General features: G+C 58.9%; 20 protein-coding genes and 1 pseudogene. 13 read left to right on the forward strand and 8 right to left on the reverse strand.

Features of this window, described 5'->3' with window-relative positions:
- The first annotated feature begins 58 nt into the window (after positions 1–58).
- Positions 59–1498 carry an amino acid permease gene (locus tag ACGJAX_RS09565; RefSeq protein WP_390958582.1) on the forward strand — a complete coding sequence of 480 codons (1440 nt, stop codon included), beginning with the start codon at positions 59–61 and terminating at the stop codon, positions 1496–1498.
- Here ACGJAX_RS09565 and ACGJAX_RS09570 read toward each other — a convergent pair.
- On the reverse strand, positions 1439–2323 hold the full coding sequence (locus ACGJAX_RS09570) for a LysR substrate-binding domain-containing protein (RefSeq protein ID WP_390958584.1): 885 nt from the start codon (positions 2321–2323) through the stop codon (positions 1439–1441). The two genes, ACGJAX_RS09565 and ACGJAX_RS09570, sit on opposite strands and share 60 nt — an antisense overlap.
- A gap of 287 nt (positions 2324–2610) precedes the next feature.
- Between ACGJAX_RS09570 and ACGJAX_RS09575 the strand changes: the two genes are divergently transcribed.
- Positions 2611–3375, forward strand: coding sequence for a TSUP family transporter (locus ACGJAX_RS09575; RefSeq protein WP_390958586.1), 765 nt, complete (start codon positions 2611–2613; stop codon positions 3373–3375).
- Here ACGJAX_RS09575 and ACGJAX_RS09580 read toward each other — a convergent pair.
- Positions 3365–3679, reverse strand: a complete 315-nt coding sequence (locus ACGJAX_RS09580) for a putative quinol monooxygenase (protein WP_247257641.1) — start codon at positions 3677–3679, stop codon at positions 3365–3367. The genes ACGJAX_RS09575 and ACGJAX_RS09580 overlap by 11 nt on opposite strands.
- A gap of 164 nt (positions 3680–3843) precedes the next feature.
- Between ACGJAX_RS09580 and ACGJAX_RS09585 the strand changes: the two genes are divergently transcribed.
- The 8 genes from ACGJAX_RS09585 to ACGJAX_RS09620 all read left to right on the forward strand — a co-directional run bounded on the left by ACGJAX_RS09585 (position 3844) and on the right by ACGJAX_RS09620 (position 12568).
- Positions 3844–4434 carry an NAD(P)H-dependent oxidoreductase gene (locus tag ACGJAX_RS09585; protein ID WP_390958588.1) on the forward strand — a complete coding sequence of 197 codons (591 nt, stop codon included), beginning with the start codon at positions 3844–3846 and terminating at the stop codon, positions 4432–4434.
- Positions 4435–4656: 222 nt separating this feature from the next.
- Positions 4657–5568 (forward strand): LysR family transcriptional regulator, encoded by a 912-nt coding sequence (locus ACGJAX_RS09590; RefSeq protein WP_090315777.1) that lies wholly within the window; start codon positions 4657–4659, stop codon positions 5566–5568.
- A gap of 103 nt (positions 5569–5671) precedes the next feature.
- A complete protein-coding gene (locus ACGJAX_RS09595; protein ID WP_390958590.1) occupies positions 5672–6565 on the forward strand; it encodes an NAD-dependent epimerase/dehydratase family protein in 894 nt (297 codons plus the stop codon).
- A gap of 197 nt (positions 6566–6762) precedes the next feature.
- Positions 6763–8208, forward strand: a complete 1446-nt coding sequence (locus ACGJAX_RS09600) for a SulP family inorganic anion transporter (protein WP_247257637.1) — start codon at positions 6763–6765, stop codon at positions 8206–8208.
- 188 nt (positions 8209–8396) lie between these two features.
- Positions 8397–9746 (forward strand): GntP family permease, encoded by a 1350-nt coding sequence (locus ACGJAX_RS09605; RefSeq protein ID WP_090315789.1) that lies wholly within the window; start codon positions 8397–8399, stop codon positions 9744–9746.
- A 15-nt stretch (positions 9747–9761) separates the two neighbouring features.
- The gene (locus ACGJAX_RS09610; RefSeq protein ID WP_390958593.1) at positions 9762–10622 is read left to right on the forward strand and encodes an SIS domain-containing protein; all 861 of its coding nucleotides are present in this window, start codon (positions 9762–9764) and stop codon (positions 10620–10622) included.
- 1 nt (position 10623) lies between these two features.
- Complete coding sequence (locus ACGJAX_RS09615) at positions 10624–12081, forward strand: amidohydrolase family protein (protein ID WP_390958594.1); 1458 nt, start codon at positions 10624–10626, stop codon at positions 12079–12081.
- A 118-nt stretch (positions 12082–12199) separates the two neighbouring features.
- Positions 12200–12568 carry a glyoxalase superfamily protein gene (locus ACGJAX_RS09620; RefSeq protein ID WP_390958596.1) on the forward strand — a complete coding sequence of 123 codons (369 nt, stop codon included), beginning with the start codon at positions 12200–12202 and terminating at the stop codon, positions 12566–12568.
- A 92-nt stretch (positions 12569–12660) separates the two neighbouring features.
- Here ACGJAX_RS09620 and ACGJAX_RS09625 read toward each other — a convergent pair whose 3' ends face one another.
- Both ACGJAX_RS09625 and ACGJAX_RS09630 read right to left on the reverse strand, forming a co-directional pair.
- Positions 12661–13524: a methyl-accepting chemotaxis protein gene (locus tag ACGJAX_RS09625; RefSeq protein ID WP_390959832.1), complete on the reverse strand. Its 864-nt coding sequence runs from the start codon at positions 13522–13524 to the stop codon at positions 12661–12663.
- Between the two features lie 42 nt (positions 13525–13566).
- Positions 13567–14580, reverse strand: a pseudogene (locus ACGJAX_RS09630) (methyl-accepting chemotaxis protein); the annotation flags it as partial.
- A 256-nt stretch (positions 14581–14836) separates the two neighbouring features.
- Here ACGJAX_RS09630 and ACGJAX_RS09635 point away from each other — a divergent pair.
- Together ACGJAX_RS09635 and ACGJAX_RS09640 are read left to right on the forward strand one after the other, a co-directional pair.
- Positions 14837–15508: a histidine phosphatase family protein gene (locus tag ACGJAX_RS09635; RefSeq protein WP_390958598.1), complete on the forward strand. Its 672-nt coding sequence runs from the start codon at positions 14837–14839 to the stop codon at positions 15506–15508.
- A gap of 26 nt (positions 15509–15534) precedes the next feature.
- Complete coding sequence (locus ACGJAX_RS09640) at positions 15535–16365, forward strand: phosphatase PAP2 family protein (protein ID WP_248914290.1); 831 nt, start codon at positions 15535–15537, stop codon at positions 16363–16365.
- Between the two features lie 52 nt (positions 16366–16417).
- Here ACGJAX_RS09640 and ACGJAX_RS09645 read toward each other — a convergent pair whose 3' ends face one another.
- From ACGJAX_RS09645 to ACGJAX_RS09660, 4 genes are all read right to left on the reverse strand, one after another.
- Positions 16418–17857: a phospholipid carrier-dependent glycosyltransferase gene (locus ACGJAX_RS09645; protein ID WP_390958600.1), complete on the reverse strand. Its 1440-nt coding sequence runs from the start codon at positions 17855–17857 to the stop codon at positions 16418–16420.
- An 85-nt stretch (positions 17858–17942) separates the two neighbouring features.
- Positions 17943–18530, reverse strand: coding sequence for a ribosomal protein S5-alanine N-acetyltransferase (rimJ, locus tag ACGJAX_RS09650; RefSeq protein ID WP_390958602.1), 588 nt, complete (start codon positions 18528–18530; stop codon positions 17943–17945).
- Between the two features lie 170 nt (positions 18531–18700).
- Entirely contained in the window at positions 18701–20107 is a 1407-nt protein-coding gene (locus ACGJAX_RS09655) for a DUF2252 family protein (protein WP_390958604.1), read from the reverse strand.
- Between the two features lie 728 nt (positions 20108–20835).
- Positions 20836–21702 (reverse strand): hypothetical protein, encoded by an 867-nt coding sequence (locus tag ACGJAX_RS09660; protein ID WP_390958606.1) that lies wholly within the window; start codon positions 21700–21702, stop codon positions 20836–20838.
- 460 nt (positions 21703–22162) lie between these two features.
- On the opposite strand from ACGJAX_RS09660, the gene ACGJAX_RS09665 reads away from it, so the two are divergent.
- Entirely contained in the window at positions 22163–22324 is a 162-nt protein-coding gene (locus ACGJAX_RS09665) for an AlpA family phage regulatory protein (RefSeq protein WP_390959834.1), read from the forward strand.
- Positions 22325–22594 lie beyond the last annotated feature (270 nt).

Raw genomic sequence — 22594 nt, forward strand, 5'->3', positions numbered from 1 at the left:
CCACCCGTAAAACCCACGACGTGCTCTTCAAGAAAGACAATATTCAGAGGACATAAAAATGACCGATAACGCCGGTTTTGAAACGATATCCAACCGTGAACACGGCCTGCGGCGGCAACTGACGTCGGGGCAAATGAGCATGATCGCCATTGGTGGTGCGATCGGCACCGGGCTGTTCATGGGCAGCGCCTACGCCATTGGCTATGCCGGACCGAGCGTGCTGCTCAGCTACGCCATCGGTGCGATCATCACCTTGCTGTTGATGGGCTGCCTGGCGGAAATGACCGTGGCCCATTCGACCTCGGGATCCTTCGGCGCCTACGCCGAATTCTATGTCAGCCCGTTGGCCGGTTTCCTGGTGCGCTATGCCTACTGGGCGGCGATTGTGCTGGCGGTCGGTACGGAAGTGACGGCGGTGGCGATGTACATGAAGTACTGGTTTGCCAACGTGCCGGAGTGGATATGGATCGTCTCGTTTTCCAGCATGCTGATCGTGCTCAACGCCATCAGCGTCAAGACATTCGGCACGTTTGAGTACTGGTTCTCGACCATCAAGATCGGTGCAATTGTCGGCTTCATCATCCTGGCGGTGTATGTGGTGTTCGGTTCCGGCAACCCGCAATACGGCGTGCACAACTACACCGCCCATGGAGGCTTCTTCCCCAATGGCCTGCAAGGCATGTGGGTTGCGGTGATCGTGTCGATCTTCAGCTACCTGAGCGTGGAAATGATCGCGGTGGCGGCCGGTGAAGCGCAGGACCCCGAGCGCGCCGTGAAGAAAGCCTTTCGCGCGACTATCGTGCGGCTGGTGGTGTTTTACCTGCTGACCCTGGCCCTGATGTTGGCCATCGTGCCGTGGGTTCAGGCCGGTCATGCCCAAAGCCCGTTCGTCACGGTCATGCAAACCATCGGCATTCCCGGCGCGACCGGGGTGATGAATTTCGTGATCCTGATAGCGGCGTTGTCGGCCATGAACAGTCAGCTCTACATCACCACGCGCATGATGTTCAGCCTCTCTCGTGGCGGCTATGCACCCAAGTCCATGGGCGTGTTGAGCAAGAGCGGAATCCCGCTGAACGCCTTGTTGCTGTCGAGTTCGGGCATTGCACTGGCGACCCTGCTCAACGTGTTGTACCCGGAAAGCTCGTTCACCCTGATGATGGCGATCTCCATGTTCGGCGCCATCTTCACCTGGTTCATGATCTTCCTGACGCACTACTGTTTCCGTCGCTACCACGAGCGCAATGGCGAGCGAAAACTGTCGTTCCGCATGCGCCTGTTTCCTTACAGCACCTTGTTGGGGTTGTTGTTGATGGGCGCGGTGATGATCACCACTTACTTCACCGACGCGTTCAAGATGACGTTGGTGTTCGGTGTGCCGTTCCTGGTGATTCTGTCGATCGTCTATGGCCTGTTTTTCAGGAAGGCCAAGTCGATCTCACTTAGCGCGCAAAGCCTCAAGCAAGGTTCTGGCATAACCGGGCAGGCCAGTGAATGAGCGGGCGCACAGCAGTAGTTTTCGTTGTGCCCAGTCTTCCTTCAGGGCGAAGCTTTTGATCGATTGACTCACTGCCTGGCGCTGGATTGCCGCCAGCGGCACGATCGCCAGCCCGGCGCCGCGCGAGACCATGCGTATCACCCCGTCGAAGCCTTCCGCACGGATGCGGATTTGCAGGCGGATACCTGCGTGCAATGCCTGTTCTTCAAGGTACACGGCCAGTGCACTGTTGCTGGCCAGGCCCACAAAGTCGTGTCGCAACGTATCGTTGAAGCTCGGTGTTGCACCGTCGGCCAGCGGATGCCCGAGTGGCATGATCAGCGCCAGCGGATCGTCGCAAAAGGGCAGGGTTTCGAGGCCATGAGTGTCCACCGCATCGGAGATCACGCCAAGGTCGGCGGCACCCTGACGCAAGGCATGGGTGATGCGGGCACTGGGCAACTCCTGCAGGTCGATATCGAGGTTGGGATGCTCGCACAAAAAGTCTGCCAGCAGCTCGGGCAGGTATTCAGTGATCGCGGTGGTGTTGCACAACAGCCGCACCTGACCTTTGACGCCGTTGGCGTATTCGGCCAGGTCCTGCTGCATGCGTTCGGCGTGCTGCAGCAAGCGTCGGGCGTGCTGAGCCAGGGCCTTTCCCGCAGGCGTGGGGGTAACGCCACGCCGTCCGCGCTCGAGAAAATCGATGCCGATCGACGCTTCCATGGCACGGATTCGTGCGCTCGCTGCCGCCAGCGACAGGTGACTGCGCGCGGCACCTGCGGTGATGTTGCCGCTGTCGAGGATGTTCAGGTACAGGCGCAGGTCGGTCAGGTCGAAGTGCATTGGCGGCCTTTGGATATCAGTTGTCTGGAAGGGCCCCATCGCGGGCAAGCCCGCTCCCACAAGGGATGGGTGTCGTTCGCAGGCCCCCTGTAGGAGCGAGCCTGCTCGCGATGGACTCAAGAGCGCCGCGTTTAGCCAGTAAACATGCGTTATCGTTAACGACCATCGCGAGCAGGCTCGCTCCTACAGGGGACGTTGCGCCTCATTCCTCAGCCTCTTGTCAGGAGAGAGGCACACTCAGTATATGGCAGATTTTCAAGCGACCACGGCGGGCTCACCATGGCCCCATGAATACACTCGCCCCGTTTTACCAAAATCTTGGTTTTGCTCTGTCATTGCTGGTCATGGCGACTTTCCTGCTGGCCGGCATGATCAAGGGCGTGATCGGCCTGGGTCTGCCAACCATCGCCATGGGTTTGCTCGGTCTGGCTATGGCGCCGCCGCAGGCTGCTGCGTTATTGATCATTCCCGCAACGCTGACCAACGTCTGGCAACTGGCGTTCGGCGGGCATTTGCGCGGTTTGATCAAACGACTCTGGCCGATGCTGCTGGCGATTTTCGTCGGCACGGAGGCGGGGACGCTGTGGATCGGCATGGCCGGTGGACGCTGGGTGGTGCGGGGATTGGGGGCAGCGCTGTTGCTCTATGCCTTGAGCGGCTTGTTTCTGCCGACCCTGCGCATCGGTGCGCCCAATGAGCGCTGGCTCGGTCCGTCGTGCGGTGTACTGACGGGTGTGATCACCTCAGCCACGGGCGTCTTTGTGATTCCGGCGGTGCCCTACCTGCAAGCGCTGGGTTTGAAAAAGGATGAGCTGGTGCAGGCGCTGGGCCTGTCATTCACCGTCTCGACCCTCGCCCTGGCCGCCGGGCTGTTTTGGCGCGGCGCCTTGGGCGGTGAAGAGTTGGGTGCATCATTGCTGGCGCTGATCCCGGCGGTGTCGGGCATGCTGCTGGGGCAATGGTTGCGCCAGCGGATCAGCGCGGTGTTGTTCAAGCGCGTTTTTTTCATTGGCCTCGGCGTGCTCGGCGGCCACTTGTTGATCAGCGGTTAGCAGACGACGGGCTGATCATCTCGATGTCGCGGATCTCGAAGTCTCGTTCCAGGTATTCAAAGCGCTGATCCAGAAACTGCTTCATGTGCGGCAGGTTCGAATGCACGTCGAGATGCGCCCGGGACTGCCAGATTTCGTAGAAGATAAACAGGGTCGGGTCCTGCTTGTCGCGCAGCATGTGGTACTCGATGCAGCCGGGCTCGGCGCGACTGGCTTCGACATAGCCACTGAAAAACGCTTCGAAAGCGTCGGATTTTTCCGGACGGGTCTTGGCGTGCAGGATGAACCCTTGCAGTTCACTCATTGGAAAGTCTCCTCAAGTCAGAATGGGGGGGCAGTCTAAGGCAACAATCGCTGGTTGATTCTTGCGTATGGGTCAAATGAATTTTGCGGAGGAGGCGCTTATTCCGCGCGAGGTGGATCGTTACTCTGCCGCCATTCAATTTTCTGACCTTTGCGAGACCACCCATGAAAAAAGTCCTGTTGCTCAATGGCGGCAAAAAATTCGCCCACTCCGATGGCCGCTACAACACCACCCTCCACGAAACCGCATTGAGCGTGCTGGACCGTGGCGGCGTGGATATCAAAACCACGTTCATCGACGAGGGCTACGACATCGCGGAAGAAGTCGCCAAATTCCTCTGGGCCGACGTGATCATTTACCAGATGCCCGGCTGGTGGATGGGCGCGCCGTGGACCGTGAAGAAGTACATCGATGAAGTGTTCACCGAAGGCCATGGCAGCCTCTACGCCAGCGACGGTCGCACCCGTTCCGATGCGTCGCAGAAGTACGGCAGCGGCGGCCTGATCCAGGGCAAACAGTACATGCTGTCCCTGACCTGGAACGCACCGCAGCAAGCGTTTGATGACCCAAGCGACTTCTTCGAAGCCAAAGGTGTGGATGCGGTGTACTTTCCGTTCCACAAGGCCAACGAATTCCTCGGCATGACCGGGTTGCCGACCTTTCTCTGCGTTGACGTGATGAAGCGCCCGAACATCGAAGCCGATGTGGCGCGCTATGAGCAGCATCTGATTGAGGTGTTTGGCCTGAAGGCTTGACGCTCGGCTACTATCGATGTCTGGAGCGGGCCCTGACCTGTGGCGAGGGAGCTTGCTCCCGCTCGGCGGCGAAGCCGTCGTAAGATCAGCCAGCGAGATCAACCTGAATCACCGCGTCTGCAGGGTTTGGGTTCGCTTCGCGCACCAGCGGGAGCAAGCTCCCTCGCCACAAAGGGTTGCCCACACAGCAGACCTGTGCAGGACTATCGATAAGGAACCCACGTGAAAGCCAGATCCGATGAGTTGCAGATTTTCGTCTGCGTGATTGAATGCGGGTCGATTTCTGCGGCGGCCGAGCAGGTGGGGCAGACGCCATCGGCGGTCAGCCGCACGCTGTCGCGGCTGGAGGCCAAGCTCGATACCACCTTGATCAACCGCACGACGCGGCGCATGGACCTGACCGAGGAGGGCAAGTACTTCTTCGAGCAGGCCAAGCTGATTCTCGATCAGATGGACGAACTCGAAGAGCGCCTCTCCTCGCGCCAGCAAACCCCGTCCGGGCGATTGCGCATCAACGCCGCGTCGCCGTTCATGCTGCACGCGATCGTGCCCTACATCGATGAGTTCCGCCGGCTCTACCCGGAGATCCAGCTGGAACTCAACAGCAACGATCTGATCATCGACCTGCTCGAGCAGAGCACCGACATCGCCATCCGCATCGGCACCCTGGCCGACTCGACCCTGCATGCCCGTTCCCTGGGCTGCAGTCCGCTGCACATCGTCGCCAGTCCGGCGTACCTGGAAAAGCACGGCACGCCAAAGGCCGTGGCCGATCTGTCCAGCCACACGCTACTCGGATTCACCCAGAACGAAGGCCTCAACCAATGGCCGCTGCGCTACGTGCACGGTGACCGCTGGCCGATCCAGGCCTCGCTCAGTGCCTCCAGCGGCGAAACCATCCGCCACCTGGCGCTGGAAGGCCAGGGCATCGCCAGCCTGTCGCATTACATGACCATCGAGGACATCCGTGCCGGACGCTTGAAAGTTTTGTTGGCCGAATTCAACAGTGGTTACCGCCAGCCAATCAACGCGGTGTATTACCGCAACTCGCAACTGGCCCTGCGAATTCAATGTTTCCTGGATTTCATCCAGGGCAAATTGGCGCTTTACGCCACTGACGATTTCAACGACTGATTCGTGACTTCTGCGCAAGAGTGATTTGGGCCGGCAGGGATTTTTCGTCAGGGATCGCTGCTTGATACTCATTGCATCACTTATCAACGCAGGGAGCTCCTCCATGAATGTCTTCGTCACCGGCGCCGCCGGCTTCATCGGCGGCTCGATCGCTACGGGCCTGATCCGTGCCGGCCACCAGGTCAGCGGTCTGGTGCGCAGCGTCGAACAAGCGGAAGAACTGACAGCGCTGGGGATCACCCCGGTCATCGGCACTCTTGACGACAGCGCACTATTGGCCGACCAGGCCCGCGCCGCCGACGCGGTGATCAACGCCGCCAGCAGCGACCACCGCAGTGCAGTACAAGTCCTGCTCGATGCCCTGCGCGGTTCCAACAAGGTGTTCCTGCACACCAGCGGTTCGAGCATCGTCGGTGATGCGTCGGGCGGTCAGTCCAGTGATGTCATCTACTACGAAGACAACCTGCCGGAACCGACCGTCGACAAGGCTGCACGGGTGGCCATCGACAACCTGATCCTGGCGGCAGCCAGGGACGGCGTGAATTCGGCGGTCATCTGCAACACCCTGATCTATGGCCACAGCCTGGGCGTCCATCGCGACAGCGTGCAGTTGCCGCGTTTGCTGAAACAGGCGCGTAAAAGCGGCGTGGTGCGTCACGTCGGGACCGGCCAGAACATCTGGTCCAACGTGCACATCGAAGACGTGGTGGCCCTGTACCTGCTGGCGCTCACCAAAAACGTTCCCGGCACCTTCTACTTTGTCGAAAGCGGCGAAGCGTCGTTCATCGACATGACCACGGCGATGGCCGAGGCGCTGAATCTGGGCAAGCCGCAAGACTGGCCGCTCAAAGACGCCGAAGCCGAGTGGGGTTATGAGATGGCCAACTATGGACTGGGCTCCAACAGCCGGGTTCGCGGCAAGCAGGCGCGGGAATTGCTGGGCTGGGCACCGAAGCGCACGTCGGTGGTTGAATGGATTCTTAACGAGATGGTGTGAAGTCTTTATTAGATCGCGTCATCGTTCATCGCGAGCAGGCTCGCTCCCACATTAGACCGCGCCGGTATGGAGAGCGCGGTTCACTGTGGGGAGCCTGCTCGCGATAGCGTTTCTGAAATCTCATAAACTGGCCGGGCCGCCCTCGATTCCGTAACATCCGCACACTCTTTCCTGCTACTCCCTGCATGCGGTCCCCCATGAAACCAAAACACCTACGCGCCGATGCCCTGGCCGGCCTCACCACGTCTTTCGCCTTGCTGCCCGAATGCATCGCCTTCGCACTGGTGGCGCACCTCAATCCGCTGATGGGCCTGTACGGCGCGTTCATCATTTGCACCCTGACTGCGCTGTTCGGTGGTCGACCGGGTATGGTCTCCGGGGCCGCGGGTTCGATGGCGGTGGTGATTGTCGCGCTGGTGGTGCAACACGGCGTGCAGTACTTGCTGGCCACGGTGTTGCTCGGTGGCCTGGTCATGCTGGCGTTCGGGCTGCTGCGACTTGGCAAACTGGTGCGGATGGTGCCGCACCCGGTGATGCTCGGCTTCGTCAACGGCCTGGCGATCATCATTGCCCTGGCGCAACTGGAGCATTTCAAAAGCGGTGAGGCCTGGTTGAGCGGTGCACCGTTGTACATGATGGTCGGGCTGGTCGCGGTGACGATGGTGATTGTCTATGTGCTGCCGCGCCTGACCCGCACGGTCCCGCCAGCCTTGGTGGCGATTCTGGGCGTTGGCCTGGCGGTTTATCTGCTCGGTCTGCCGACCCGTACCCTGGGTGACATGGCGCACATCGCCGGCGGCCTGCCGACGTTCGCCCTGCCGGACCTTCCCTGGAACCTGGAGACCCTGCGCATCATCGCGCCCTACGCGATCCTCATGGCGCTGGTCGGTTTGCTGGAAACCCTGCTGACCCTGAACCTCACCGATGAAATCACCGAGAGCCGCGGTTACCCCGATCGCGAATGCGTGGCGCTGGGCGCGGCCAATGTGGTGTCCGGTCTGTTCGGCGGCATGGGTGGTTGCGCGATGATCGGCCAGACCGTGATCAACCTCAGTTCCGGTGGTCGCGGTCGTTTGTCCGGTGTGGTCGCCGGGGTGGCGATCCTGCTGTTCATTCTGTTTCTGTCACCGCTGATCGAGCGCATTCCGTTAGCGGCCCTGGTCGGGGTGATGTTCGTGGTGTCGCAGCAGACCTTTGCCTGGGCCTCGCTGCGGGTGCTGAACAAGGTGCCGCTCAATGACGTGCTGGTGATCATCGCAGTGACGGTGATTACGGTGTTCACCGATCTGGCGACAGCCGTGCTGTGCGGCATCATCATTGCGGCGCTCAACTTCGCCTGGCAGCAGGCCCGTGAGTTGTATGCCGACACTCACGTCGAAGCCGACGGCAGCAAGCTGTACCTGCTGCATGGCACGCTGTTCTTCGCCTCGACCACACCCTTTCTCAATCAGTTCGATCCTGCCAACGACCCGTCCGTGGTGACCATCGATTGTCGCCACCTGAGCTTTGTCGATTACTCGGCCATCGCCGCGCTCAAGACACTGCGCGAGCGCTATGAAAAGGCTGGAAAGCACCTGCGCGTGCTGCATTTATCCGAGCGCTGCAAGAAACTGCTCAAGCGGGCACGCGTGCAACACGACTGAGACCCCGCCCGTGGCAGGCGCGATGTAAATCCGCCTGCCTGATTTTCATTATTCGCGACAAGACATGCCTCTGCGCGACACGCCTTGTCTCTGCACGAAAATTACTTTCACCTCGTTTGAATGTCGTGTCTCGAAATGTTTTAAGAGTTTCACAAAACTTTCGACGTGACCCTCTCGAGGAGTACCGCATGACCCCGTCCTTCGGCTATTGGCTGCTGGTGTACGCCGCGGTCGCCATCATCGCGCTGATCGTGCTGATCGCCCGCTACCGGCTCAATCCGTTCATTGTCATCACCCTGATTTCCATCGGTCTGGCGCTGGTCGCCGGTATGCCGCCGTCCGGTGTGGTCGGCGCGTATGAAGCTGGTGTGGGCAAGACATTGGGGCACATCGCGCTGGTGGTCGCGCTGGGGACGATGCTCGGCAAGATGATGGCCGAGTCCGGCGGCGCGGAGCAGATGGCGCGTACACTGATTGAACGCTTCGGCGAGAAAAACGCCCATTGGGCGATGGTCTGCATCGCTTTCCTGGTCGGGCTGCCGCTGTTCTTCGAAGTCGGTTTCGTGTTGTTGGTGCCGATTGCGTTTACCGTGGCGCGGCGGGTGGGGGTGTCGATTCTGATGGTCGGCTTGCCCATGGTGGCCGGGCTCTCGGTGGTGCATGCCCTGGTGCCGCCGCACCCGGCGGCGATGCTGGCGGTGCAGGCCTATCAGGCGTCGGTGGGGCAGACCCTGCTGTATGCCATCCTGATCGGTATCCCGACGGCGATCATCGCCGGCCCGCTCTACGCCAAATTCATCGTGCCGCGTATCCAGTTACCGGCGCAAAACCCGTTGGAGCGGCAGTTCCTCGAACGCGAGCCGCGCGACAGCCTGCCCGGTTTCGGCATCACCATGGCGACCATTTTGCTGCCGGTGGTGCTGATGCTGATCGGTGGCTGGGCCAACCTTATTTCCACGCCGGGCAGCGGTTTCAACCAGTTCCTGCTGTTCATCGGCAACTCGGTGATCGCGTTGTTGCTGGCGACGCTGCTGAGCTTCTGGACCCTAGGCCTGGCCCAGGGCTTCAACCGTGAAGCGATCCTGAAATTCACCAACGAGTGCCTGGCACCGACCGCCAGCATCACCTTGCTGGTCGGTGCCGGTGGCGGCCTGAACCGGATTCTGGTGGACGCTGGCGTCACCGACCAGATCGTCGGCCTGGCCCACGACTTCCACCTGTCGCCGCTGCTGATGGGCTGGCTGTTCGCCGCGCTGATGCGCATCGCCACCGGTTCGGCCACCGTGGCCATGACCACCGCGTCAGGTGTGGTCGCGCCGGTGGCGATTGGCTTGGGTTACCCGCACCCGGAGTTGTTGGTGCTGGCGACGGGCGCGGGGTCGGTGATTTTTTCCCACGTCAACGACGGCGGCTTCTGGTTGATCAAGGAATACTTCAACATGACGGTCGCCCAGACCTTCAAGACCTGGACCGTGCTTGAAACCCTGATCTCGCTCGTCGCCTTCGGTTTGACCGTGGGTCTTTCTTACCTGATTTAGCCGGAGCCGCCCGCCATGGACATCCTCTACCAGATTCGCGCTCGCCAGGATTCCTTCAGCGCCGGTGAAGGACGGATCGCCCGCCTGATGCTCGACGACGTAGGGGTTGCCGCGTCGGCCAGCCTCGACGAGCTGGCACAGCGGGCGGAAGTCAGTACCGCCACACTGTCGCGTTTCGCCCGTACGGTCGGCTGTCGCGACTTGCGTGATCTGCGCCTGCAACTGGCCCAGGCCAGTGGCGTCGGCAGCCGTTTTCTCGATCCGGCGGGGACGCCCGAGCAGTCGGCGTTTTATGGGCAGATCGTCGGCGATATCGAGTCGACATTGCGTCAGCATCTGTCGGCCTTCGACGAGTCGCGCTTTGCCGACGCGGTGAAACTGCTGGGCAAGGCGCGGATGATTCACGCCTTCGGCATGGGCGGCTGCTCGACCCTGTGCAGCGATGAGTTGCAGGTGCGCCTGGTGCGGCTCGGTTATCCGATCACAGCGTGTCATGACGCGGTGATGATGCGGGTCACCGCCGCCAGCCTCAGCGCCGAACAGGTGGTCATCGTCTGTTCGCTGACGGGCATCACCCCCGAATTGCTGGAAACCGTGGAACTGGCGCGCAACTACGGCGCGCGCATTCTGGCGATCACGCGGGGTGATTCGCCGCTGGCGCAACTGGCCGACATCGTGCTGCCGCTGCAAAGTGCCGAGACCTCGTTCATCTACAAACCGACTGCCGCGCGCTACGGCATGCTGCTGGCCATCGACGTACTTGCCACCGAACTGGCACTGGCCAATCCTGAAGACAATCAAGAACGTCTGCGGCGGATCAAACTCGCCCTGGACGATTACCGCGGCGGCGATGATCACTTGCCGCTGGGAGACTGACATGATGTACGACACGCTGATTCGCAACGCGCTGATCATCGACGGCAGCAACCGCCCCGGCTACCCCGCCGACCTGGCGATTCTGAACGGACGCATCGAGCGTATCGGCGACCTGCACGATACCCGCGCCACCGAGGAGATCGACGCTGCCGGTCGCGTGCTGGCGCCGGGTTTCATCGACGTACACACCCATGACGACACCGTGGTGATCCGCCAGCCGCAGATGCTGCCCAAGCTCAGCCAGGGCGTGACCACAGTGATCGTCGGCAACTGTGGCATCAGCGCTTCGCCCGTGAGTTTGCGCGGCGACCCACCGGATCCGATGAACCTGCTGGGCACCCGCGCCGCCTTTGTTTATCCGACGTTCAGCGATTACCGCGCGGCCGTCGAAGCGGCGAACACGACGCTGAACGTCGCCGCGCTGGTGGGCCACACCGCGCTGCGCAGCAATCACCTCGACGATCTGTTTCGCACCGCCACGGTCGACGAAATTGCCGCGATGCGCGAGCAACTGCGCGAGAGCCTGGAGGCGGGTGCACTGGGCTTGTCCACGGGCCTGGCATACGCCAGCGCGTTCTCGGCGTCCACCGACGAAGTGATGCAGTTGACCGAAGAACTGACGGCATTCGGCGCCGTCTACACCACCCACTTGCGCAGCGAATTCGAACCGGTGCTGGAGGCCATGGACGAGGCGTTCCAGATCGGCCGCCATGCGAAATCCCCGGTGATCATTTCCCACCTCAAATGCGCTGGCGCCGGTAACTGGGGCCGCAGCCCGCAGTTGCTGGAATCCCTTGAGCGTGCCGCGCAAACCCATCCGGTGGGCTGCGATTGCTATCCCTATGCGGCGAGCTCTTCGACCCTGGACCTCAAGCAAGTCACCGATGCCCATCGCATCACCATCACCTGGTCGACGCCGCACCCGGAGATGGGGGGCCGCGACCTGATGGATATCGCCGCCGCGTGGAACCTGTCGTTGCTCGATGCCGCCCGCCAACTGCAGCCGGCCGGCGCGGTGTATTACGGGATGGACGAGGCGGATGTGCGCAGAATCCTTGCGCATCCACTGTCGATGATCGGCTCCGATGGCTTGCCGGAAGATCCATTCCCGCATCCACGCCTGTGGGGCGCGTTCCCGCGAGTGCTGGGGTATTTCAGCCGTGACTTAGGGCTGTTTGCGCTGCACACCGCCGTGCACAAAATGACCGGGCTATCCGCCGCGCGATTCGGCTTGAAGGAGCGGGGCGAGATCCGCGAAGGGCATTGGGCCGACCTGGTGTTGTTCGACCCGGCGACCATCCGCGACGTGGCGGACTTCAATGATCCGCAACGGGCCGCAGAAGGCATCGACGGTGTGTGGATCAACGGCATTCTGAGTTACTGCGACGGTCAGGCGAACGGGCGCAGGGAAGGGCGGTTTCTGGCGCGGGAAGGGGATCTGCGAGACGGGTTTGAGTGAGGATTGGGGGTTGCGTCACAATGATGGCGCATTGACATTAAAGAATGCCATGCCCCAGCCGAATTGCTGACGTACAGCCCGACTCCACTCCGGGCCATTTCCGTCTGGGAGCAACGCGATGAGCCTCGGCAAAACCACCCCGATCCTGCGGATCTTCGATGAGATCACGGCCATGGAGTTCTACGTCGACTTCCTCGGATTCAAGGTCGACTGGCAGCATCGTTTTGAACCCGGCTTCCCGTTGTACCTGCAGGTATCGCGCGGTGAATGCGTGCTGCATCTGTCCGAACACCACGGGGACAGCACCCCGGGCTCGGCCCTGCGCATCGAGACCGATGAACTGGAAGTGTTCCAGCAGCAATTGCTGGCCAGGGAATACCCCTTCGCTCACCCGCAAATTCAGGCGATGCCGTGGGGCAGCCAGGACATGACCGTGACGGATCCGTTTGGCAATCGGTTGGTGTTTACCAATGCGATCAGTGTTTGAGCATCTGCGGTGACAGTCGGATCGCCATCGCGGGCAAGCCCCACAGGGCTCGGTGAATACCTGTGTGGGCTTGCCCCCGGTTTGAGCGTACGTCAGACGCGGAAGTGACTCACCATCGCCTGCAACTGATTCCCCAAGCGCGCCAGTTCAATACTGGATGCTGCCGTTTCGTCGCTGGCCGCAGCCGTCTGTTCGGAGACGTCGCGCACGTTGATGATGCTGCGGCTGATCTCTTCGGCCACGGCGCTTTGCTGTTCGGCGGCGGCGGCGATCTGCTGGTTCATCGACTGAATGTTGGACACCGTGCGGGTGATGCTTTCCAGTGAGGCGCCGGCCTTGCGGGTCAGGGCCACGCTGCTGTCGGTCAGGACGCGGCTGTTGTTCATCACCATCGCCACTTGCTGGGTACCGTTCTGCAGACCCGCCACCAAACCTTCGATTTCTTCGGTGGATTTCTGTGTGCGCTGGGCCAGGCCGCGGACTTCGTCGGCCACCACGGCAAAACCACGTCCGGCTTCACCGGCACGTGCCGCTTCAATGGCGGCATTGAGTGCCAGCAGGTTGGTCTGTTCGGCGACGGCCTTGATCACGTCCATCACGCTGCCGATCTTGTCGCTTTCCTGTTGCAGCACGCTCATGGCTTCGGTGGAGCGCACCACTTCACTGGCCAGGCGTTCGATCTGGGCAATGGCTTCGCCAACCACTTTGTCACCTTCGCGAGCTTCACCATCGGCCGCGGCTGCCGCTTGCGAAGCGTGCTCGGCATTGCGTGCGACTTCCTGCACGGTGGCAGTCATTTCGTGCATGGCGGTGGCGACCTGATCGGTTTCAACTTTCTGGCTGTTGACCCCGGCGCTGGTCTGTTCGGTCACGGCCGATAATTCCTCGGCGGCGCTGGCGATCTGGGTGACGCCATCGCGGATGCCGCTGATCAGGTCGCGCAGGGTTACGCCCATGCGCGCGATGCCTTGCTGCAACACCCCCAGTTCATCGCGGCGTGTCACCCGGACGTCGTGGGTCAAGTCGCCGCTGGCGATGCGATCGACCACGGCCAGTGTGTCGCGCAGCGGGCCGGTGATCTGCCGGGTAATGATGACGGCGGCAATGACACCGACCAACAATGCCAGCAACGTGCTGACCAGTTGCAGGGTGCGGGCCTTGGCGCTTTCGGCATCACGGCGGTCGAGTTGAATCTGGTACAGCGCATCGCTGAGGCTGACGATGGCGGCACCCTCTTCGGTCATTTCCTTGCGTGCCTGCACCACCTCGTTACTCGCGGTTTTGTAGGCTTGTAACGCGCTGCGGTAGTTGCCCAGGGCGGTTTCCAGTCGACGCAGGGCATCTGGCTCTACGTCGGCGAAATGCACATTGAGCTGTTTCAGGCTGGCGATGGCGGCATCCAGTTGGGCGACGGCTTTTTGCTCGGTGTCGGCATTGGTGGTCGCGGTGTAGCCGCGTACTTCGTAGCGGGCCAGCAAGAAGGCTTCCCTGGCAGCGGTGATGGCCTGGAACTGTTCGAAGCGCTGATCGCTCGGCGGTAGTTGTTGCACGCGGGTGTTGAGGTCGTTGATCAGCGTGTTGGCGGTTTCGGCATTGGCGGTCATGGCATCGCGGGCGCTGTTGCCGGCGCGGTAGGCGCCACGCATCTTGTTCAGGGACGTCTTGTAGGCGTCGATGACGGCGCCTTGCTCTTTGAGCAACTTGAGGTTTTCCGGGCTCTTGAACTTCACCAGCAGCGCTTGTTGTTGAGCGGAAAAGGCTTCGAGGGTGGTCTGCACGCTTTGGGCGGTGGTTTCGTCGCCGTTGGTCAGCATGTATTGCAGGCGCGCGACCCGTAGTTTGGTCAGGCTGGCGTTGAGCTGGGTGATGTCGCTCATCCAGTTGCTGCGGTCAATCAAACTGCCCAGGCTGGTCCAGCCGGTGAGGGCGAGCACGCAGGTCAAGGCGAGGACCAGGCCAAAGCCCAGGCCCAGTTTCAGGTTCACGCTGATGTTGCCGAACCAGCTATTCATCAAAATTCCTCCAGGAACGTGTTGCTTCTTGATCGTCGGTTGGCTGGAAGATTGTTGTTTTTAGGGCCAGCAAGCGGTGTAGCAAGTGTTTATCGGCCGCAAACATGAGAGCTGAAAGGTTTTTTCAGGGGATCTGTAACAAGGTTTTTGCAGGGTTTTGAGCTTTTTTTCACAATCGTTTCACTTTGAGTCGACGCCCTCCTGTCTAGTCTCATGGCACTATTTTGAGTGGTGCATGCCGGCGAGGCGGCCTGATGTGGTATTGAGACTGAGTCTTTTCGGCGTAAAACGCTCGATCGATCTGAGCGGGCTGGCCCGTCATCGCAATGCAATCGTGGTGCTGGCCTCGGCGTTGCTGGTGATACCCCTGACAATATTTCTCCTGCGGCCCGCCGGCGTGCCGGACCTGGCCCATGGCAATGTGGCCGGTGCCCAGGCATTGCTGGCCGGTTGGGCCAAGGGCGACATGATCGTGCTGGTACGCCATGTCGAACGTTGTGATCACTCCAGCGCCGCCTGTTTGGTGGGCAACGACGGTATTACCGAACGTTCGCGTAGCGTCGCGGTGGCAGTCGGTGCGCACTTCGAACAGTTGGGGCTGAACAAGGCCGACATCTACAACAGCCCGATGCTGCGAACGGCACAGACAGCAGCCTACATGTTCAACAAGGTCGGCACCGGTGAGGACTGGCTGATCAGCTGCAAGGGCACTATGCTGCGCGACGCTTTGGCGCACAAAGTGGCCGGACGCAACCTGATTCTGGTGACCCACAGCGAATGCATGGAGCAGCTCGAGAAAGACCTCAAGTTGTCAGGCTCCACTTTGGGCTACGGCGCTTCGTTGTTTATTTCCGCCGAAACGCCACAGACACCTCGCATGCTGGGCTTCATCGACGCCGCGGACTGGCAATCGGTGACGGGCAAATGAATTCATCTTTTTGATCAGGACACACGATGCAGAGTACTTCCCACCGTTTTTACTGGCTGAATTTCGGCATTCCCCTGGCCTGCGCGGCCGTGGTCTTCCTGATGTTCGACATGACCTCAATCGACCGCGCGTTCAGCAATCTGTTCTTTGATCCAATTTCCCAGACCTTTCCAATCGACCATGTTCGCCTCTTTGAGCAACTGACCCACAAGTGGGCGCGGATCATTCCCAACTGGACCGCTGAAATTGCGTTGATTGGGGCAATCCTGTCGTTTGTCTGGCCGTTGCTCAATCCGCCAAAACATCCGCGACTGGGCAACTTCCTGGAGCGGACCAAAGCCGCCCCTGTGCTTCGATTTGCCAGGGACCATCGTCGGGATTTTCTGTTTGTGGTGTTTGCGTTCGCAATTTGCACCGGGGTGATTCATTTCCTGAAGTCGCATACCAGCGTGTACTGCCCGATTGAAACGACGCTCTACGGTGGAAAAATTGCCCACGTCGAGTGGTACGAGAATTTCCAGCTGTTCAGGGAAGCAGGCGACGGCCGCTGCTGGCCGGGTGGCCATGCCTCCGGGGGCTTTACCATGTTGGCGCTGTATTTCGTTGCGCGTCGCTACCAGTGGCGCTTTTCCAAAGCGGTGATGTACGGGTCGCTGCTGCTGGGTTTCGTCTACGGCACCACGCGAGTGCTGCAAGGCTGGCACTACATGTCCCACACCCTCTGGGCCGGGATCTTCGTATGGCTGGCGTGTTTGCTGACGGCGCTGGCGTTTTACGGCCGAGCGCGGCTGGATCAGCCGGTTCTGCAAAAGCATGAACGGCGGGTAGCTGTAGCGCAGGCTCAGGCAGCCAGTTAATCCAGATGTCGAAATGTAAAACCCGTGATTCCCCAGGGATCACGGGTTTTTTTTATTGCCCTACAAAGTAGTAATCCTGCTTCCCGACCTTCATGGATTTGAGCACTTTCAAGGGGGCGGGCGGTTCTTCATTGGCAGCCATGACCGCTACGTTGGAAGGCGACGCCGTCAGGAACTCATGCAGCTGCGCCTCGGTATCCAGTCCTTTGAGCACGCGGTGGGTATAGAACACACTGGCGCCGCCCAGGCGTTCGCTGGCCTGATACAGCGCGACCTGCTGACCGTTGGCTTGCAGGGTCTGGATCTGCTCGGTCAGTGGCAGGAAGGACAATTTGCGATCGGCCTGGGGGAACACCCATTGTGCAGCGGCGAGGTAGCTGACGATCACCACGGACAGCGTGCCAACCACCACGCTGCGACGATGCCGGATAATGCTGCTCATCAGGGGCGGGGCGTCTTGCCGCGCCTTCAGTCTTGCGTACAGGACGCTCGCGTACTCGGCGGCGATGACAGCTGCCGCCGGTGTCATCGACATCAGGTACACAGTGCGTTTAGTCGACGCCAACGTCAGCATGACGAACTGGGCCAGGATCCACAGGGTGAAGAACAGCAGGTAACGGTTGGCCATCAGGCTTTTGCGGAAATGCCACAACCCCAGATACACCAGAATGTTCCAGGGCAAAAACGCCTGGGGCAGTTTGGCCAGATAGTAGTAGAACGGTTCGTGATGACCGGCTTCCACGAAGGAGCCACTGAAGCGTCCGACGCTGTTGGTCAGCAGCAGCTCCGTCACTGCCTGGATGCCGCCGCGCTGATACAGCAGCGCCAGCCAGATCATCAGTGGCAGCAACCCCAGCATTGTCAGCAGCCCCGGACGTACCCAGTGCGAGAGGTACAGACGCTTGTCCATCAGGCTTTCTGCCAGCAAAAAGGCGAAGATCACCACCCCCGGCATTGCCAGTCCCAGGATGCCTTTGCTCAAGGTAGCGATGGTGATGCCCAGGGCGAACAGCAGTGCATTGCCCAGGCTCGATTGGCGGTGGCCCTGGAAGAACGCCAGTAGCGTCAGTGTCACGCCGAAGGCGAGCAACGCGTCTTCGCCGACGCTGCGCACGTTACTCCAGTAACTGGCCATGGTCGCCAGCAGAAGAGCAGCAGTCCAGGCAAGGATTGTCGGCCGGCCGAACCGCCGCAGCATCGTGAACAACAGCATCACGCTGAACAATCCGGCGAATGCCGAGGCAAGTCGCACTGCCCACGACGTGCCGCCGAAGATGCGAATGGCTCCGGCATCGAGCCACAGGCTCAGGGGTGGTTTTTCCAGGAAGGGTACGCCGAACAGGTGGGGCGTCACCCAGTCATTGTCCAGGTGCATTTCCATGGCAATGCCGGCGACCCGCGGTTCGGTGGAACCTTGCAACTGGTGATTGCCCAGGGCGAAGAAAAATAGCAGCGCGGCAAGCAGAAAAAGTGAAGAAGAGTAGCGTGACATGAGATGTTGGTAGCCGAAGAGGGGGGGTAGAGCTTTCAAGCATACAAAGCGAATCCTTAACAAAGCGTGAACGCGGTGTGAAAGCTTAGGATAACTGTCTGGACCAGCACTGATCAGGGTCTTCATAGACCTTGCTGACCAGCGCCGTCAGTACATGATCCTGCCAACGCCCGCCGATGTTCAGGTACGCCTTGGCATAGCCTTCGCGCTCGAAACCCAGGCGCTCCAGCAACCGGGCGCTGCGCTCGTTGTCGGGGATGTAGTTGGCCATGATCCGGTGCAGGTTCATGGTTTCGAACATGTAGCGGATGCCCGCTTGCAGGGCTTCATGCATCAAACCCTGGCCCTGGCGGGATTGGTCGATGTGATAGCCGAGGTAGCACGCCTGAAATGCCCCGCGAATGATGCCGCTGAAATTGCACGCACCGATCATCTGCTCGCTGTTGCGATCCAGCACGGCAAAGTGCACCGCGTAGCCGTCTTCAAAGGCAAAGGCCTGTTGCGCCAGGCGCGAGCGGATTTTTTCCGGGCTGTAGTAATCGTCAGGCCGAACCGGCGACCAGGGGGCAAGGTGGGCCTGGTTGCGTTGGTAGAAATCGCTTTCCAGTGGCGCCTGGCTGGGGCTGAGGATGGCCAGCGTCACGCGTTTGTACGGCAGGGTGAGGATTGTCATCGAGTGTTCCGGGTTGCGGTGGACGATGACCAATCTACAGGCAAAAAAAAGCCCGCGGGAGGGCGGGCAAACCGTAGTTTCTTGAATGAGCGAGGGAAATGTACAGGTTGCGACCAGGACCAGGGGTGAAGAAATGTTCATTTGTCCGGCGATGGCCGGCGCGCCCGAGGCTAAGGCAAATGATCTGCCGCAAAATCCGCTTCCGACCGCGCGCGCAAGCGGCCCTTGCGACAGGCCTGCTGGAAGCGCATGAAGTCGCGTTCGTTCTGTTCGGCATAACCCTTGGCGTATCGGTGGAGTGCATCAGCCAATGCGTCTCCCTTGCCGATGTAGCCAGTGATGTGCGCGGCGTAGCCTGACGACTTGGCGTGGGCATTGGCCAAGGCACGACCACAGACCCTGCCGTAGGCCGCAAAGGTCTCGGCGTCGAACGTTTCGAGCTCTGCGGAGACTTTCATATCGCGCAACTGACGCACATAGAAATGACGACCGTTCGGGCCGGTGGTCCAGCCAAGGAACAGGTCGCTGGCCGATTGCATCAGGCGCTGGCCATCGACGACTCGCTGCCCTTCATGCCGTGTCCGTGACTTGCTTTTGACGTAATTGGCGATCACGGATTGGCGTGCTTCCTTGAATTGCAGGAAGAGCGGGAACTCTTGTTCGTCGGTCAGCAAAGCCACCAGGCATCGGGTGCCAACGCTGCCGACACCCACCACCTTGAACGCCATGTCGTGAACCTGAAAGCGTGACAACAGTGCCCGGCGGTCAGTCTGCAAGGTGGCGCGGTAGTCGCGCATGAACGTTTCATACAGCGGCTGCCAGTCGGAAAGGCGCAGCCAGTCATCCTCGGCATCCAGCAGGGTGGTGTTGTCGTGCAGGTGGAAGATTTCCGGCAAGTCATCACGAATGACCAGGCGACCCTGGGCATCACGCTCGCTGATTTTCGGCAGCAGTTCGGCGTGGGTGCGACGTTCGGCTTTTTCGATGGCGCGCTCTACATGCTCAAGTGCGCTTTTACGCGCCTGCTCGCGCAAGTCGTCATAGGAAATGGATTCGTACCAGGTCTCCAGAGTGCTTTGTTCAGCGCATTCGAGCATGGTCTGTTGATAAGCGCGCACCGCTTCATGGCAGACCGCTTCCTCGACCGAGCTGCCGTGACGCAGGTCGCGGGCGGCCACCAGAAAACTTGCCACCAGGCGTTTCAAGTCCCACTCCCAGGGCCCGGGATGCGCTTCATCGAAGTCGTTGACGCTGAAGACCAGATTGCGCTCGGGGGTGGCGAAGCCGCCGAAATTCATCAAGTGACAGTCACCACAGATCGGCGACACCAGGCCCATGTTCGGCGTGCCCGCCAGATCGTGCGCTTGCAGCAACGCATTGCCGCGAAAGAAAGTGAAGGGTGAGACCAGCATGCGCCCATAGCGCAATTCGACCAGCGACTTGACCCGCCCCTCGCTTGACGCCTTGATCAGCGGAATCGGATCACGGTTGCCTTTACCCAGCGTTGCCTGTGCGCTGCGCGAGCATTTCTTGCGAGCGTCCTTGCCTTGTTTCAAGCGATCTTTGAGGGTCGTCATTTGGGCTCTATCGGCAGGGTGTGGAATGTATGCCAAGTGAGTGTAGAAGGAGTTGAAAGCGCCGTGCCTGCTGCCTCCAGGTTAATGGCCTGAAAATGCAGGCAATCGGCAGCACTGATGCGGGGGCGCCAATCGGGCCATGCTTGGGATCGAAGGAATGGTGCGCTGGCAAAGCGCCGGAAAGGGAGGTTGCTGAAAAGGCGCTGGGATCGGCGTGAATCCGCAACTGCTCACGGCAAAATTCAAGAGTGCAGATGCAGCGAAGCCCGCACTGGGCGGGCTTCGTTGGGTTTTGATTGGTGGGCCGGGGTAATCTGAACTTAAATCATAACTTTTTGATTTTTAATGATATTTACGGTTTGAGTTTTGTTGTGGAATACCATTTGGAATACCGTTTTCCTAAGCGTTACTTCGCTTGGGATTCGAACCTGCGACCGTCTCGGATGCTGGGTCTGAGCGCAGGGGCAAGATCTTCGGTCCGATGTACGACGGGTCAAAGCTTTGCGATGTCGGATGACTTCAGTCTGGAGCGAGCTTTACGAGCTGGCTTGGTGTGCTTGCAAAAGCAGGGTGTCGATCATGGTGTAGACCGTCTCGCAACTGTCAGTCCACCTTCTGCGGGATAACGGCTAATTTTAAATGATAGAAAAGTCATGGAGTTAGTGCTCTGAGTCCCGGGGTTGGAAGTCATATTGACAGCGATGTTTAAATCGTGATTGTACGACGAGTTACGACTCGTCTTTTAGCAGTTTTATTCGCTCAGGTATATATCTGTTTTGTTCGGATTCCATTTTTAATAAAATATCTAAAATTTTTGCACGGCTGAGTTCGTAAGTTTCGGAAAGTTTGTCAAGGCGTGCTATCGCTTTATCGGAGAGGATGAAGTTGTACTGCCCTTTTCCAGTCAGGTTTTTTCGATACTTTTGCTGGCGCCAGCTTATTTTAACTCTTTCTATGAACAAGCTTTTTTGGTTTTTATCAAGGTTGGCGTGGTCGAAAAAAATCAACAGGTTTTCGTGGTTTTCAATAGGTTGGTATGCTGATAGCGTTATCGAAAGAAGCCCATCCAATGGGATGTGTTTATTGATCAGCTTCCCGGCTAGTATGCATTTTTGCTCATCATCTTCGAACCACTTAAACTGTTTGTCGCCTTTTTTGTGTTCGTTCCAGCTGGTTTCTAACTCATTTAAAAATGAACCTTTCTGTTTGATGTTGATGGTCCATAAGTCAATGCTTGCGATCAGTAAATCCTTTCCAGTTAATCCTGATTTTAATGGCGCTATGGAGTCACTAAGATTCATGCGCTCTCTGAGCTTTGAACTTAACCATTCAACTTGTCGCTTTCCTTCATTTATCCATTCAAGACATTTCTCTGGAAGAAGCTGTTCGGTTTCTTTGTTTTTGATTATTTCGGAAAGACCAGAGGTGCTGGATATGACGTGTGTCATCGTGGATCGCATTCCCGGCTGATTAACGTCTCCGGATAATTGAACGTTATTAGTTGTTAGCTGAATCCATAGCCAAATGTCATGTCTGCGATTGTGGCTCGTATCATCAAGTATACGTGCTAGCCGGTCATTGAGATGTATCGCCATATCGCCTCCTAAATATAGAGGTTATATATAACATTTATTTAATTGTTAAAGAAGTATTTTCTAATTTGTTAGGTTGTTTTCTAGAATATCTCTAGTAGATGAAATTCTTGAGTGGTCATCATTTACTGGGATTCAGCTAGATTTTCTACAAAAAAATACGTCGTTTGGTACTTCCATCCTGAAGGGGGTGACGCATGCAGGGCGCGCGCTCCTCTTGGCGCTCACGGTCAGCTCGTCCGCCCAGACGTTCGATAATTCCTGAAAGTGAGTTCAAGGAGTCAGGGTCTAGCTGTATTACTTTGTAGGGGGGTACGATGATGGCCGTTAACTTTTACCGTGCAGTCCACCCTCTGAACGAATAGAAAGAGTCCCATTCATGAAGATTATTCGTCCTAAAAAGTCATCGAGTCGATCGGCCTGGTTCGATTGAGAGTTTATGAATTTATCTGTGGGCAGTCCGATGCCGCTGGGCGAGCGATGTGTAGATTGGCTGGAAAGTGAGGTGCGGGAATGGATTATAGGAAAAGTCAGGAGGGGTAATTATTGGCTAGAATTTTTTATTAAAGGCTTTGGTGGGGATGTCGGTGATGGCGCCTATCCTGTCTGGTCTACTCAGTCATGATGGTTTTTTATCGGAGTGCCTGCCTTCTTGATTTTCGTGTTTGTGTAATGATTTCACTTGGTGTTTTAGTCGCGAGAAATCTCGGTAAGTCCTCGGTATTGGTAATATGCTTTTATGTGTGTCATTGATGACTATAGGGCTAGTAATTGTTGCTGGTGTGCCCATGGAGGGTGTATTGATTTGTGTGATTGCTTTTTGTTGAGTTAGTTGGTCTTCGGTGTTGGCTGTTGTCAGTGTATGGCGATATGCGACGGGGAAGAGGATGGGGGT

Source organism: Pseudomonas moorei (genome assembly GCF_042846945.1).
Classification (GTDB): Bacteria; Pseudomonadota; Gammaproteobacteria; order Pseudomonadales; family Pseudomonadaceae; genus Aquipseudomonas; species Aquipseudomonas moorei.

What these genes read in the sequence shown, in the direction of transcription:
- ACGJAX_RS09565 (WP_390958582.1), top strand. Translation starts at nt 59, where the DNA reads ATGACCGATAACGCCGGTTTTGAAACGATATCCAACCGTGAACACGGC.
- ACGJAX_RS09570 (WP_390958584.1), bottom strand. Translation starts at nt 2,323, where the DNA reads ATGCACTTCGACCTGACCGACCTGCGCCTGTACCTGAACATCCTCGAC.
- ACGJAX_RS09575 (WP_390958586.1), top strand. Translation starts at nt 2,611, where the DNA reads ATGAATACACTCGCCCCGTTTTACCAAAATCTTGGTTTTGCTCTGTCA.
- ACGJAX_RS09580 (WP_247257641.1), bottom strand. Translation starts at nt 3,679, where the DNA reads ATGAGTGAACTGCAAGGGTTCATCCTGCACGCCAAGACCCGTCCGGAA.
- ACGJAX_RS09585 (WP_390958588.1), top strand. Translation starts at nt 3,844, where the DNA reads ATGAAAAAAGTCCTGTTGCTCAATGGCGGCAAAAAATTCGCCCACTCC.
- ACGJAX_RS09595 (WP_390958590.1), top strand. Translation starts at nt 5,672, where the DNA reads ATGAATGTCTTCGTCACCGGCGCCGCCGGCTTCATCGGCGGCTCGATC.
- ACGJAX_RS09600 (WP_247257637.1), top strand. Translation starts at nt 6,763, where the DNA reads ATGAAACCAAAACACCTACGCGCCGATGCCCTGGCCGGCCTCACCACG.
- ACGJAX_RS09605 (WP_090315789.1), top strand. Translation starts at nt 8,397, where the DNA reads ATGACCCCGTCCTTCGGCTATTGGCTGCTGGTGTACGCCGCGGTCGCC.
- ACGJAX_RS09610 (WP_390958593.1), top strand. Translation starts at nt 9,762, where the DNA reads ATGGACATCCTCTACCAGATTCGCGCTCGCCAGGATTCCTTCAGCGCC.
- ACGJAX_RS09615 (WP_390958594.1), top strand. Translation starts at nt 10,624, where the DNA reads ATGATGTACGACACGCTGATTCGCAACGCGCTGATCATCGACGGCAGC.
- ACGJAX_RS09620 (WP_390958596.1), top strand. Translation starts at nt 12,200, where the DNA reads ATGAGCCTCGGCAAAACCACCCCGATCCTGCGGATCTTCGATGAGATC.
- ACGJAX_RS09625 (WP_390959832.1), bottom strand. Translation starts at nt 13,524, where the DNA reads ATGGGCGTAACCCTGCGCGACCTGATCAGCGGCATCCGCGATGGCGTC.
- ACGJAX_RS09640 (WP_248914290.1), top strand. Translation starts at nt 15,535, where the DNA reads ATGCAGAGTACTTCCCACCGTTTTTACTGGCTGAATTTCGGCATTCCC.
- ACGJAX_RS09645 (WP_390958600.1), bottom strand. Translation starts at nt 17,857, where the DNA reads ATGTCACGCTACTCTTCTTCACTTTTTCTGCTTGCCGCGCTGCTATTT.
- rimJ (WP_390958602.1), bottom strand. Translation starts at nt 18,530, where the DNA reads ATGACAATCCTCACCCTGCCGTACAAACGCGTGACGCTGGCCATCCTC.
- ACGJAX_RS09655 (WP_390958604.1), bottom strand. Translation starts at nt 20,107, where the DNA reads ATGACGACCCTCAAAGATCGCTTGAAACAAGGCAAGGACGCTCGCAAG.
- ACGJAX_RS09660 (WP_390958606.1), bottom strand. Translation starts at nt 21,702, where the DNA reads ATGGCGATACATCTCAATGACCGGCTAGCACGTATACTTGATGATACG.
- ACGJAX_RS09665 (WP_390959834.1), top strand. Translation starts at nt 22,163, where the DNA reads ATGCCGCTGGGCGAGCGATGTGTAGATTGGCTGGAAAGTGAGGTGCGG.